Source organism: Amycolatopsis rifamycinica (assembly GCF_000695625.1).
GTDB lineage: Bacteria > Actinomycetota > Actinomycetes > Mycobacteriales > Pseudonocardiaceae > Amycolatopsis > Amycolatopsis rifamycinica.
This window is the reverse complement of the sequence record NZ_JMQI01000005.1, coordinates 26,170-38,862: the sequence shown is the minus strand read 5'-3', so window position 1 is coordinate 38,862 and position 12,693 is coordinate 26,170. Positions and strand designations below refer to the sequence as shown.

The 12,693-nt window shown below is 73.2% G+C and carries 13 protein-coding genes and 1 tRNA gene; 9 read left to right on the top strand and 5 right to left on the bottom strand.

Going from position 1 to position 12,693, the window contains the following annotated elements; all coding sequences use genetic code 11:
- Nucleotides 1–25: 25 nt before the first annotated feature.
- Both DV20_RS02935 and DV20_RS45740 read left to right on the top strand, forming a co-directional pair.
- Nucleotides 26–541 (top strand): hypothetical protein, encoded by a 516-nt coding sequence (locus DV20_RS02935; protein ID WP_043776280.1) that lies wholly within the window; start codon nt 26–28, stop codon nt 539–541.
- Between the two features lie 52 nt (nt 542–593).
- Nucleotides 594–761, top strand: a complete 168-nt coding sequence (locus tag DV20_RS45740) for a hypothetical protein (protein WP_167344356.1) — start codon at nt 594–596, stop codon at nt 759–761.
- A 109-nt stretch (nt 762–870) separates the two neighbouring features.
- Here DV20_RS45740 and DV20_RS02930 read toward each other — a convergent pair whose 3' ends face one another.
- Nucleotides 871–1,821 carry a hypothetical protein gene (locus DV20_RS02930; protein ID WP_043776225.1) on the bottom strand — a complete coding sequence of 317 codons (951 nt, stop codon included), beginning with the start codon at nt 1,819–1,821 and terminating at the stop codon, nt 871–873.
- 186 nt (nt 1,822–2,007) lie between these two features.
- On the opposite strand from DV20_RS02930, the gene DV20_RS02925 reads away from it, so the two are divergent.
- The 4 genes from DV20_RS02925 to DV20_RS02910 all read left to right on the top strand — a co-directional run bounded on the left by DV20_RS02925 (nt 2,008) and on the right by DV20_RS02910 (nt 7,368).
- On the top strand, nt 2,008–2,979 hold the full coding sequence (locus tag DV20_RS02925) for a hypothetical protein (protein ID WP_043776223.1): 972 nt from the start codon (nt 2,008–2,010) through the stop codon (nt 2,977–2,979).
- Nucleotides 2,980–3,139: 160 nt separating this feature from the next.
- Nucleotides 3,140–4,027 carry an NAD(P)H-binding protein gene (locus DV20_RS02920; protein WP_043776222.1) on the top strand — a complete coding sequence of 296 codons (888 nt, stop codon included), beginning with the start codon at nt 3,140–3,142 and terminating at the stop codon, nt 4,025–4,027.
- Nucleotides 4,028–4,228: 201 nt separating this feature from the next.
- On the top strand, nt 4,229–5,437 hold the full coding sequence (locus DV20_RS02915; protein WP_043776221.1) for a cytochrome P450: 1,209 nt from the start codon (nt 4,229–4,231) through the stop codon (nt 5,435–5,437).
- Between the two features lie 5 nt (nt 5,438–5,442).
- A complete protein-coding gene (locus DV20_RS02910) occupies nt 5,443–7,368 on the top strand; it encodes a multicopper oxidase family protein (RefSeq protein ID WP_043776219.1) in 1,926 nt (641 codons plus the stop codon).
- On the opposite strand, the gene DV20_RS02905 is transcribed toward DV20_RS02910, so the two are convergent.
- Nucleotides 7,365–8,198 carry an LLM class F420-dependent oxidoreductase gene (locus DV20_RS02905; protein WP_043776217.1) on the bottom strand — a complete coding sequence of 278 codons (834 nt, stop codon included), beginning with the start codon at nt 8,196–8,198 and terminating at the stop codon, nt 7,365–7,367. The two genes, DV20_RS02910 and DV20_RS02905, sit on opposite strands and share 4 nt — an antisense overlap.
- Before the next feature lie 133 nt (nt 8,199–8,331).
- Between DV20_RS02905 and DV20_RS02900 the strand changes: the two genes are divergently transcribed.
- Nucleotides 8,332–9,216 (top strand): LysR family transcriptional regulator, encoded by an 885-nt coding sequence (locus tag DV20_RS02900; protein WP_043776215.1) that lies wholly within the window; start codon nt 8,332–8,334, stop codon nt 9,214–9,216.
- Nucleotides 9,217–9,300: 84 nt separating this feature from the next.
- Here DV20_RS02900 and DV20_RS02895 read toward each other — a convergent pair.
- Nucleotides 9,301–9,374, bottom strand: a tRNA-Ile gene (locus tag DV20_RS02895).
- Nucleotides 9,375–9,562: 188 nt separating this feature from the next.
- Between DV20_RS02895 and DV20_RS02890 the strand changes: the two genes are divergently transcribed.
- The gene (locus DV20_RS02890; RefSeq protein ID WP_043776212.1) at nt 9,563–9,832 is read left to right on the top strand and encodes a hypothetical protein; all 270 of its coding nucleotides are present in this window, start codon (nt 9,563–9,565) and stop codon (nt 9,830–9,832) included.
- A 405-nt stretch (nt 9,833–10,237) separates the two neighbouring features.
- On the opposite strand, the gene DV20_RS02885 is transcribed toward DV20_RS02890, so the two are convergent.
- On the bottom strand, nt 10,238–11,212 hold the full coding sequence (locus DV20_RS02885; RefSeq protein WP_043776210.1) for a bile acid:sodium symporter family protein: 975 nt from the start codon (nt 11,210–11,212) through the stop codon (nt 10,238–10,240).
- Between the two features lie 97 nt (nt 11,213–11,309).
- Between DV20_RS02885 and DV20_RS02880 the strand changes: the two genes are divergently transcribed.
- The gene (locus DV20_RS02880) at nt 11,310–12,143 is read left to right on the top strand and encodes a LysR family transcriptional regulator (protein ID WP_043776209.1); all 834 of its coding nucleotides are present in this window, start codon (nt 11,310–11,312) and stop codon (nt 12,141–12,143) included.
- Here the strand turns inward: DV20_RS02880 and shbA are convergent.
- Nucleotides 12,140–12,664, bottom strand: a complete 525-nt coding sequence (shbA, locus tag DV20_RS02875) for an RNA polymerase sigma factor ShbA (protein ID WP_051735777.1) — start codon at nt 12,662–12,664, stop codon at nt 12,140–12,142. The genes DV20_RS02880 and shbA overlap by 4 nt on opposite strands.
- Nucleotides 12,665–12,693 lie beyond the last annotated feature (29 nt).

The window sequence follows — 12,693 nt, the reverse complement described above, 5'->3', positions numbered from 1 at the left end:
GTTCGGCGGTGGGAAACTGACAGCCGTGACCGTCGCCGCTGATCGTCAAGTCAAGGACCCGTGTGCCTGGCTCAGCGCCGTCACCCACGAGCTCGCCGACGCCCCTCCGGCCGACACGCGAGCGGTGCTTATGACGGTGTGGGACGGGTTGGTCGCCGCCCGCTTGGCCGGGCTGTACGCCGCTGCCGCTTCGCCCCGCTGGCGGGCGAGACAGCGCCACGCCGAAGCGGTCGAGTTCGATCTCGCCGTGCTGCTGGCGCGCAAGTGCACCGTCGGCACCGGCCTGGCCATCCCGGCCCGGCTCCCGGGCGCCGCGGTCGCCTGGTCGGTGGAACGCGCCGACGCGGCGATCGCGGCGGTGGTTTCCTTCTGCGGCACGGCGGAAGCGATGCTGCGCCGCGCGGGCGAGCTGACCCCGGTGTGGGAGGACAGCCTGCTCGGCCCGGTCGCGCTGACCCGCTGGCTGGCGGACTGCTGGACGGGCCGCCACGCGGGCTGCCCGCTGCGGCTTCCGGTGCCGCCGCCGCCGTGGTGGCGGTGAACGGCGTGTCCGTCAGGTCAAGGCTGGTGCCGACGCAGAGAGGAGGCCGAGGGTGACCGACCCGTGTTCGAGACTCCCGGAGGCCACCCGCGCGGCGGTGCGCGCGGTCCTGCTGGCCGAGCTGACGGCGGCAGGACGGCGCGCCCGCGCGGCAGGCCGCTCACCCGAGACCCTGACGGCGGTGTTCGAGGCCCGCCGCCGCTCCGTCGAGGACGGCTGACCGGTCCGCGGCTCACCGGGGCCGCTGGGCCGGCCGCCCGCGGTGGTGCTGGTTGCGGTCGTGTTGGTCGCTGTGGTGCTGGTTGCAGTCGTGCTGGTCGCGGCGGTGCTCAGCGGTCCAGGATCGCCAGGACCGCCGCCACGATCGCCCCGACCCGTTCCTCGTCCGCCAAGGCCGCCGCCAGCCAGTTCTCGCAGGCCGGCTCCTGCTCGCCGAACACCTTCTGGACCACCGTCGTCACCGCCGTGGCCGGGGCCTCTCCCCGGTTCAGCCGCGTCTCGATCGCCCGCAGGGCCTCTTCCGCCAGCCCCGCCAGGCGGGCGTCCGCCAGCTCGTGCTCGGCGACCAGCGCCAAGGCCGGCCACTCCGCCGGCGTCGGGGCGACCGGGGCCTGCTTGTGCCCGAGCGGCCGCTCGACGTGCTCCGCGTGCCACGCCGGGCGGGTCCGCATCGCGGCCAGGACGCGGCCGACTTCGCGGTCGAGCGTGTCGCGGGCGGGTGGTGGCTCGCCGGTGAGCTCCGCGCGCCGCGCCGCCCAGCCGTCGAGGGGCCACAGCTCGGCGCCCGCCGTGGCCGGGACGCCCACCCAGAGCAGGATCTGCACCGCCAGGTCGCACAACCACGGGTCGCCTTCGAGCTTGTCGGCCAGCCACGAGGGGAGGCGCGGGCGCTGCAGCGCCCCGATTTCCCCGCGGCGACGGCGGTGCGCGTCGACCGTCGCCGGGGTCAGGCGGGTCGCCAGCCAGCCCTCGAGGTTGTCGATCGGGCCCGTCGCGCGCCGGAGCGCGTGGTCGACCACCGCCTCCACGTCGTCGTGGAACCGGTCGAGGCAGTCCGGGCGCAGCCACTCGAGCCCGCGGGCGCAGTCCGCGTGCCGCCGCCGGTGCTCCAGCGGCTTGGTGATCCGCGTGAAGACCAACGGCCACGCCACGGTGTAGACCCCGCCGCGCAGCCGGGCGAGGGCGCGGGGCCGGGCGGCCGCCGCCGAGCCGGCGAGCAGGCCCTCGCGGGCCAGCCGCCGGATGCCGGCGACGTCGGCCGGACCGGTAGTGTCGAGCACCCTTCCTCCCCGATGCCGACGCGAAGTCGACGGAAAAATGGTCGGGCAGCCGCCGATGCGGAAAAGGCCGCGCGCGGGCCGAAATCATCGGGAACTGGCCATCGGCTGGCCACTGGCGGAATCACCTGATCGGCGCAGCCGGTGCCGCCGATCGCCGCGAAGTGCCCGTGTCACAATGGAAATCCCATGGCACAGGAGAACGGGCTGCTCCGGGAACTCACCACGTTGCGGCGCGGCTGGGGATTGGAGGCCGACCGGCTGCGCAGCCGGCTCGGGCCGCTGGTTTCCGGCTGGTGTGAAATCCACCGGACAACGAGCGATCGCGATGCGCGCCGCGTGTTGCGCGAAGCCATTTCCGCCGCGATCGCCGAATTCCCGGCCGACGACAAGCTGGCGGTGAACGTCGCGCTCGGCATCGCGCCCGGCGCGCAGCACGCCCTGCTCAGCGACCGGATCGGGGTGCTCGCGGATCAGCTGCGCGTCTCCGAACGCACGGCCCGGCGCCGCGTCGACCGGTCGTTCGCCCGGCTCGCCGCGGAGATCGAGGCCGGTACGCGGCCGGGTGCCGCCGAGCCCGGCCCGGACGACGGCTGGTTCGTCAAGCGGCTCAAGGTGCTCGTCCGGCTCGACACCGCCGAGCCGGAGGTGACCGAGGAACGGCTGATCGTGGCCACCCGCGACGCCCTCGCCCGGATCTCCGCGCAGTTCACGGTGCCGCGCACCGAAGACGGCCGCGACGGCGAGCGCGACGTCGCCGTGGACGCCCGGCACGGCGTCCGGATCAGCGCGGGCACCCGCGAGGGCCAGCGGCACTTCCGCTGGCTGCTCGACCTGCCGCGCCCCCTGGACCGCGGCGACACCCACACGTATTCGCTGGCCTACCGCATCCGCGACGGCCTGCCGATCCGGCCGTCGTACGTCTTCGTGCCGCTGGTGACGTGCGAGTCGTTCGAGGTCCGCGTCCGCTTCGACCCGCGGCGGCCACCGCGGGTGGTGTGGCGGCTCGACCGCGTCCCGCCGTCGGTGCTCGCCGACCCGCCCCAGCCGGGCGCCGCCCTGCCACTGGACGGCGCGTGCGAGGTGGCGCAGGAGTTCGCCGCGCCGCAGCTCGGGTACGCCCACGGGCTGCGGTGGGTGCCCGGCGGAGATCCCGCCTGAACATGGTGCGGCGGTCGCTGACCAGCACGGCACCGGTGTTCGGTTGACGACATCCGGCGGCTGACCGATACTTGCTGACCGGAGGTACGGTCAGTCAACGTCCATATTGGACATCTCGCCGGCGCGAAGCCCGTGCCAGCCAAGCAACCTGGGGAAAATCATGACCATCCTGGTGACCGGTGCGACCGGCAACGTCGGCCGGAACGTCGTAGACCTGCTGGTGCGGGCGGGTGCCGACGTCCGCGCGACCTCGCGCGACCCGGACGCGCTCGACGTGCCGGCGGGGGTCGACGTCCGCCGAGCGGACCTCGCCGAACCGGAAACGTTCGAGCAAGCCCTGCGGGGCGTGGAAAAACTCTTCCTCTACACCCAGCCGGCCGGGGTCGAAGGGGTGCTGGAAGTCGCGAAGGCCGCCGGGGTCGGGCACGTCGTCCTGCTGTCCTCGCTGGCCGCCGCCGGGCGCGATCCGGACCACTGGATCGCGCGGTGGCACCTGGCCGAAGAGGCGGCGATCGAGCGGTCCGGGCTGGCGTGGACGTTCGTCCGGCCGGGCGCGTTCGCCGCGAACTCCTTGCAGTGGGCCGAGTTCGTCAAGAAGGGCGAGCCGGTGCCGATCCTCTACGCCCACTCCTACCTGTCCTCGATCCACGAACGGGACATCGCCGAGGTGAGCACGTGCGCGCTGCTGCAGGACGGCCACGCGGGCGCGAAGTACCACATCACCGGGGGCGAAAGCATCACCCAAGCCGAGCAGCTCGCCCTGATCGGCCGGGCGATCGGGCGTGAACTGGCCTTCGTGGACCTCACCGGCGACGCCGCACGGGCGGACTTCCGCGCGCGGATCGGCGGGCGCTTCGAAGAGCTGGTCGCGGAGGGGACGGTCGGGCGCGGGGACGCGTCGAGCATCATCGAGACGCGGATCCGCTACTACGAAGAAGCGCTCGACGGGCCGGAGGAGATCGACCGCACGGTCGAGAAGGTCCTGGGCAAACCGGCGCGCACCTTCGCCGAATGGGCCGAAGACCACAAGGCGGACTTCACGAACTAGGCACACCACCGACCCCGCCGCCGCGGGAAGTGTCCCGCGGCGGCGGGGTTCGCGCTGTGCGGCGGAACCCGGGGCGGCGGGCGGGGATTACCAAGTGAGGGGATGCGCGGCCGGTCGTCCCCTGGCTAACGTTCCCGGTCCGAGCCACACCCGCTCGCCGCACGCGGGCGGGTCGCCGCATTCCTCGCGCAAGGGGGCGCCATGACCACCGCCGACACCGTCGTGTTCCCGCAGGACCGCACTTGCCCCTACCAGCCGGCTCCGGCCTACCTGCCGCTGGCCGGCCAGAAGCCGCTGGCCCAGGTCGCGCTCTACGACGGACGGCGCGTCTGGGCGATCACCAGCCGGGACGTCGCCCGCCGGCTCCTGATCGATCCCCGGATCTCCAGTGACCGCACCAATCCGGCGTGGCCCATGATGTTCGCCAGCATCGCCGCCACCGTCAGCGATGCCCAGCAGAAGGTGATGAAGATCGTCACCGCGCTGGTCGGGGTGGACGGCGCGGTGCACAACGCCCGGCGCAAACTGCTGATCCCCAGCTTCACGACCCGGCGGATCAACGCGCTGCGCCCGCGGATCCAGGCCATCGTCGACCGGCAGCTGGACGAACTGGTCGCGGCCGGCCCGCCCGCGGACCTGATCGCCGCGTTCGCCGGGCCGGTGCCGGTGACCATCCTCTACCGGCTGATGGGCATCCCCGACGGCGACCACGAATACTTCGAGAAGACGTCGCACCAGCTCGCGGCCGGCCCGGACGCCAACGCGGCGTACGACGAGCTCATGGCCTACATGGACCGGCTGATCGCGGAGAAACGGCGGAACCCCGGCGACAGCGTCCTCGACGACCTCCTCGCCGAACGCGGCACCGAAGGCGGCGTCGACGAGGAACTGATTTCCACGCTGGTCCTGCAGGTGGCCGGCGGCCACGGCACCACCGGGACCATGATCTCGCTCAGCACGTTCGTCCTGCTGCAGAACCCGGAGCGGCTCGCCGAGCTGCGCGCCGACCCGTCGCTGCTGCCCACCGCCGTGGACGAGCTGCTGCGGGTGCTGTCCATTCCGGACGGTGTTTCCCGGCTGGCCGTCGACGACATCGAGGTCGAGGGCGCCACCATCCGCAAGGGCGACGGCGTGTTCTTCATAACCTCGCTCATCAACCGCGACGAGAACGTCCACGAGGAGCCGGACGCGCTCGGCTGGCACCGCACCACCGCCCGGGACCACGTCTCGTTCGGGTTCGGCGCCCACCAGTGCCTGGGGCAGAACCTCGCGCGCGTCACGATGGAAATCGCCCTCGGCCGGCTGCTCGAGCGCCTGCCCGGCCTGCGGCTCGCGGTGCCCGCGGCGGAGATCCCGTTCAACCCCACCGCGGGGTTCCAGGTGCTGACCGAACTTCCGGTTGCCTGGTAGGGAAAGTGGACGACTCCCTCGACCGGCGCACCTTCCTCACCGCCGCGGCGCTCGGTTCCGCGGGCGTCGCGGTGGGGGTGAACCTGCTCGGTCCGAGCGCGGCGGCGACCGGTGCCCCGGCGCCGACCGTGGCGCCGCACTTCGGGCTCACCAAGTTCCTCGACCCGCTGCGGATCCCGCCGGTGATCCAGGCGCATTCGCGGCGGTACCGGGGCGAGCTCACGGTCACGATGACCCCCGCGCGGACGCGGCTCCACTCGCAGCTGCCGGAAACCACCCTGTGGACCTACGACGGTCACTTCCCCGGCCCCACCATCGAAGTTCGCGCCCACCAGCGGCTCCGGGTCGCGTGGGCCAACGAGCTCGGCGGCACCGTCCCGCTGGTGGCGGTGCGGGCGCCGTACGCGGTGCCGACGCCGGCGAACCGGCCCGGCTACCGCGCCGCGGACGGCAGCCTGCCCGACGGGGTGGAGCTGGTCGAAGGGGTCGCCGAGCTGCCGCCGTGGAACGTCGTGCACCTGCACGGCGCGCTGACCGACGCCGGCAACGACGGCTGGGCGCACAACGGGATTTCCCCCGGGCGCACGCAGCTCACCGAGTACCCGAACCGCCAGCCCGCCACCGCGCTCTGGTACCACGACCACGCGATGGCCGTGACCCGCTTCACCGTCTATTCCGGACTCGCGGGGCTGTACCTGATCCGCGACGACGAAGAGGACCGGCTGCGGTTGCCCAGCGGCGACCACGAAATCCCGCTGGTACTGGCCGACCGCAACTTCGACACCGACCCGGCGACCGGCGCGCTCACCGGGCGGCTGCTGTTCAAGTTCCAGTACCTGCCCGCCTCCGGCACGACGGCGCCGGTCACCGGCCCGTTCACGCTCGTCAACGGCGGCATCTGGCCGCACCTGGACGTCGACGCGCGCTGGTACCGCTTCCGCGTGCTCAACATGGCGAACGGCCGGTTCTTCCGCCTCGACCTGGTCGACGAGGCGGGCACCGTGCACAACGACGCGGTCCGGATCGCCGGCACGGACGCGGGCCTGCTGCCCGCACCGGCGGCGGTGCCGGCGGGCGGGCTGACCCTGACCCCGGCCGAGCGCGCCGACCTGCTGATCGACTTCAGCCGGTTCCCCGGGCAGCGCCTGCGGCTGGTCAACACGGGTGCCTCGATCGAGCCGAACATCATGGAGTTCCGCGTCGAAAGCCGCCGCCGTCCCGAACCGTTCCGGCCGCCGGCCCGGCTGTCCACTTCCTACGTCCGGCTGGCGGAGGGGGTGACCGTGCCGGCGGACCACGACGAGGTGTTCGTGGCGACGACCCCGCCGGGCGTGGCGGGCCGGCCGCACCCGGAAATGTGGGAGCTGGCCGAGATCACCGACCCGGCCGAGCTGCCGGCGCGGTTCCCGGCGGAGGGCGTCCTCCAGCTCACCGACCCGGCGATGGGCCACGTGCGCACGTTCCGCAAGGTGGCCCACCTGTTCGACGACACGACGACGATCTTCGTCGACCGCGGCCGCTGGGTGGTGTGGAACCTGATCCAGCTCGGCGGCGCCCCGCACCCGATGCACATCCACATGGCCCGCTTCCAGCTGCTGACCAGACGCAAGTTCGCCGACCTGACGGCGTTCGACATCGCGGCGGGCGGCACGTCCCGGCCCCTGCCCGCCCCGGCCGACGGCCCGGCGATCGAGAAGCACGAAGAGGGCTGGAAGGACACGTTCACCCTGTGGGCGGGGGAGTGGATCCGCGTCGCCGGCCGCTTCGAGGAGGCGACCGGCGAGTTCATGTACCACTGCCACATCCTGGACCACGAGGACGAGGGCATGATGCGCCCGTTCGTCGTCCACCCGCCCGAGGTCAGCCGGTTCCACCGGCACGCAGGCCGCACCGGCCACCACCCGGCCCCGCCCGGCCACGGCGGGCACTAGCCGAGCACGGCGTGACGCTCCAGGAACCTCGCGACCTCCGACGGATCCTCCAGCGGCAGCGGGTAGACGACGAGCCGGTCCACGCCGAGGGTCGCGTAGCGCTCGGCGGCGCGAGCGTCCACCTCCACCGGGTCGAGGGGGAGGTAGCTGATCTCCAGCCGGCCGAGCCGGGCCGGGCGGTCGACCTCGCCGGCGGCCCGGCGCAGCCCGGCGAGGTGGCGGGGCAGGTCGTCGAGCCCGCCGTTGCCGAACCAGCCGTGACCGCGGGACACCGCGCGGCGGAACGCGGCGGGACTGTGCCCGCCGACCACGATCCGGGGGCGCGCCGGGCGCGGGTGCGCGTCGACGTCGCGGAACTCCACGAACTCGCCCCGGTACGCCGGTGCCGGGTCGGTCCACAGCGCGGTCATCGCGTCGAGGTACTCGTCGGTGCGCCGGCCCCGCTCGGCCATCGCCACCCCGAGAGCGCGCAGCTCGGGTTCGAGGTAGCCGGCCCCGACGCCGAGCAGCAGACGGCCGCCGCTGAGCACGTCGAGGCTCGCCGCCTGCTTGGCGAGGACGAGCGGGTTGCGCTGCGGCAGGATCACGACGCCGGTGCCGAGTTCCAGCCGCTCGGTGACGGCCGCGACGTAGGACAGGTGCACCAGCGGGTCGAGGATCGGGTCGGTCGGCTCCATCGGCGACTGCGGCACCCGCGGGCTCGGCAGCACCACGTGATCGCCCGCCCACCACGACGCGTACCCGAGGTCCTCGGCCAGCCGCGCCAGACGGACCGTCTCGGCCGGGCCCAGCGTCGCCTTGGCGTTCAGTCCCGCCACTCCCAGTTGCATGGTTCTCGCCCTTCGCCGTGCCCGAGGCCCGTTGTCCGATGTCCGTTGTCCGTTGTCCGTTGTCCGATGTCCGGGGTCATCGTCGGGCCGTCCGGTGCCGGGCGTCCAAGACCGGCCGCTATAGCCTGGGGCTATGGATGTCCACGTCCGGGACCTGCGCTACTTCGTCGCGGTGGCGGAGGAACTGAGCTTCACCCGGGCCGCCGGGCGGCTGTTCATCGCCCAGCCGTCGCTGAGCAAGCAGATCCGCCGGCTGGAGACGTCGCTGCGGATCCCGCTGTTCGAGCGGGACCACCGCACGGTGGCCCTCACCGCGGCCGGGGCGGCGCTGCTGCCGCAGGCCCAGCGGATCATCCGGCAGTGGGAGGACGCGCAGAGCGAGCTCGCCGAAGTGGCCGCCGCGCGGCGGACGACCTTGACGGTCGGGTTCCACACCCGGATCGGCCGCGGCCTCATCCCGAACGTCACGGCGAAGATGGCGAAGTCGCTGCCGGGCTGGACACTGCTGTTCCGGCAGATCGCGTGGAGCGATCCCACGGTGGGGCTCGCCGACGGCGAGGTCGATGTGGCCGTCGCCTGGTTGCCGGTCCCGGCCGGGTTCGCGCGGAAGGTCGTCGCCACCGAGGACCGCTGGGTGGCCCTGCCGTCCGGACACCGGCTCGCGGCCCGGGAAACCGTTGCGCTGGACGAGCTGGCCGAAGAGCCGTTCATCGCGCTGCCGCGTTCGGCCGGGCCGCTTCGCGAGTTCTGGCTGGGGAACGACCGGCGGGCGGCACCGGCGCGGGTCGTCGCCGAGGCCGAAACGGCCGAGGAATCCCTCGAAGCCGCCGGATCCGGACTGGGTGTGGTGCTGCTTTCCGCAGGGAACGCGCAGATCTACCAGCGCGACGACATCGTGTGCCGCCGGGTGACGGGGCTGCCGCCCGGTGAACTCGCCGTCGTCTGGCGGGCGGGGGACGAGCGTCGCGCCGTGCAGGTGTTCGTGGAGGCGTGCGAGCGCTGCCTTTGCGCCGGGTGACGTTTCGCCCGACGCCGAATCGTCGGCGGCGAAAAGAAGCGAGGCCGGCGCGAGTTCTCCGCGCCGGCCTCGTCCACTCGTTCGTGGGGCGGGCGGGGCTCGAACCCGCGGCCAAGGGATTATGAGTCCCCTGCTCTAACCAACTGAGCTACCGCCCCCTCGCCTCGGCGCGCCTGCGCGCCCGAGGTTTGCATGCGCACAGGACACTCAGTTCGCTTCAAGTTATCACAGCGGCCATCCGGGCAGATCCGGTAGGCCAAACAGGTTGAAGTGGCCGCCGACCGGCCCATGCTCGTCTACGTTGCAAGGGCGTCGCCGCTGACCGGAACGGCGGGAGGAAGCAGCGATGGGTTCTGCCACCTCGTCCCGTTCCCGGGCGTCCTGGCTGGCGCTGCTGAGCGCGTTCACCGCGGGGGTGGGCCTTGGCTTCCTCGCGCACGAGTACCGGGAGGTCATCGTGGCGAATCCCGGGATCATCGGCCTGACGCTGCTGGTCGTGTTCGCCGCCGGCTACCTGATTCGCCTTGCGGTGCGCGCTTTGCGGCGTGCGGGTTCGCGCGTCGACACGATTTTGGCGGAGGAGCTGGAAAAGAAGCCTTCGCCCCGCCCGCGGTGACGGAAAGCCGTTGCGGGCCGGGCGAAAACCGCGGATTCCGCTCAGCGGCTGCCGCTGACGGGCATCGGCGTCACCGAGGTGTAGGGCGTCGTCGGGTCGACGGACGTGTAGGGCGGCGACGTCGGAGGTGGGCGTCGGGGGGCCCGACGCCGAGACCGGGGCGTAGACCGCGTAGTTGAACCAGATCTGGCCGGCCGGCTTCGGGGTGGCCTGGCCGGCCATCGCCCGCACCCGGAACGTCGTCGGCGTGGCGGAACCCTGCACCGTGCTGAGGAGATCGCCGACGTTCGGACCAGGAGGCGACCGTGTCCCGGAACCCGTCCGGTGCAGCACCGCGAAAGCGCTTTCCCGACGCTCGCTGTTCCGCGGGAGCGGCAGGTTCTGTACACATTGGACGAAGCGCGGTCACGCCGGCACGAGCTCCTGCTCCTCCTCGGCGGCGTACCGCCGGGCCAGCGTCGCGCAGACGATCAGCTGGATCTGGTGGAACAGCATCAGCGGCAACACGATCAGCCCCACCTGCGCGTGCCCGAACAGCACCGTCGCCATCGGCAGGCCGCTGGCCAGGCTCTTCTTCGACCCGCAGAAGACGATGGTGATCCGGTCCGCCCGCCCGAACCCCAGCACGCGGGCGCCCCGGCCCGTCGCGCCGAGGACCGCCGCGAGCAGCACGCAGCACACCACGACCAGCACGAGGAGATGACCCAGGTCGAGCCGGTGCCAGATGCCCTCCGTCATGCCCGCGCTGAACGCCGTGTACACGACCAGGAGGATCGAGCCGCGGTCGACGAGCTTCAGCGGCGCCGCGTGGCGGGTGATCCAGCCGCCGATCCAGCGGCGGGCCAGCTGGCCGGCCACGAACGGCGCCAGCAGCTGCAGCACGATCCCGAGCACCGCCGACCCGTCGACGCCCGCGCCGTCGCCGGCCAGCAGGAGGGCCACCAGCAGCGGGGTCAGCACGATCCCGGCCAGGTTGGACAGCGACGCGCCGCAGATCGCCGCCGCGACGTTGCCGCGGGCGATCGAGGTGAACGCGATCGACGACTGCACCGTCGAGGGCAGCACCGCCAGGAACAGCACCCCCGCCGCCAGCTGGGGCGGCAGCACCGACGCCGGCAGCAGGAACAGCGCCAGGCCGAGCAGCGGGAACAGCACGAACGTCGCCGCGAGCACCACCGCGTGCAATCGCCAGTGCCGCAGCCCTTCGAGGGCTTCCTGCGTCGACAGCCGGGCGCCGTACAGGAAGAACAGCAGGCCGACGGCGAGGGTGGTGGCGACGCCGAAGCCGCCGGCCACCGCGCCCGAAGCGGGCAGCAGGGTGGCGACGCCGACGGTGGCGAGGATCGCGAGGACGAACGGGTCTGGACGCAGGCGGGACATGGATCTCCTTCCGCAACCCATTCTCGGTGCGCCGGTGCTCATTCGGAACCCCGATGACCGGACTGACTGTCATCGCGGATCGCGATAGGCTGCCCCGGTGCTGGACCCCCGCCTCTGCCGTTCGTTCCTCGCCGTCGCCGAGACGCGCAGCTTCACCGCGGCCGCGCGGCGGCTGGGGGTCGGCCAGCCGACCGTCAGCCAGCACGTCCGGCGGCTCGAGCGCGACTCCGGCGGGCTGCTGTTCGCCCGCGACACCCACACGGTCGAACTCACCGCGCGCGGGCAGGCGATGCTCGGGTTCGCCCAGACCGTCGTCGACACCGAAGAGCGCGCGGAGCGGCACTTCCGCGGCGCGGAACTGCGCGGCCGAGTGCGCTTCGGCGTCTCCGAGGACTTCGCGCTCGGCGAGCTGCCGGAGATCCTGCACCGGCTGCGCCGCAGTCACCCGCTGGTGGACGTCGAGCTGACGGTCGAGCTGTCGGACGTGCTGGCGCAGCGGCTGCGCGCCGGGCAGCTCGACCTGGTGCTGGGCAAGCGCCGCCCGGGCGCGCACCACGGCCGGCTGCTGTGGCGGGAGCCGTTGGTCTGGATCGGGTCGGCGGCGACCGTGCTGGAGCCGGGCCAGCCGGTGCCGCTGGTGCAGTACCCGATGCCGTCGATCACGCGGCAGCTGGCGGTGGAGGTCCTCGAGCGGGCGGGCCTGGAGTGGCGGGCGGCGTGCCAGACGTCGAGCCTCACCGGCCTGCGCGCCGCGGCGGCGGCCGGCCTGGGGGTGACCCTGCACGCGCGCAGCCTGATCCCGGCCGACCTGGTCGAGCTCGACGGCTTGCCCGAGCCCGGCGACATCGAGTTCATGCTGCTGGCCAGGGAGTCGATGGCGGGCCCGGCCGCGGCGCTGGCGGAGTTCGTCCTCGAGCGGGTGCGGCGTTAGCTCTCTTCGCCGGTGAGCAACCGGCGCAGGCGGCCGAGCGCGCGGTGCTGGGCCACCCGGACGGCCCCGGGCGTGGATCCCACCGCGGCGGCCGTCTCCTCCGCCGAGAGCCCGACCACCACCCGCAGCACGACGATCTCCCGCTGCTTCGGCGGCAGCACGTCCAGCAGCCGGGCCAGCCGCTCGTTCAGCTCGAACCGCAGGGCCCGCTGCTCCGGACCGGCCAGGTCGCTCACGCCGTCCGGGACCTCGGGCACCGGGTCGGCGCGGTTGCGGGCCGCGGCGCGGTGGGCGTCGGCCACCTTGTGCTGGGCGATGCCGTAGACGAACGCGAGGAACGGGCGGCCCTGGTCGTGGTAGGACGGCAACGCGGTGAGCACCGCGAGGCAGACCTCCTGGGCGACGTCGTCCGCCGAAGCGAACGAGCGCTCGTGGCGGCCGACGCGGGCGCGGCAGTACCGCACCACCAGCGGCCGGATGGTGGCGAGCAGGCGCGCGGTCGCCGCGTCGTCGCCGGCCATCGCGGCGGCCACCGGCTCGTCGTGGTGCC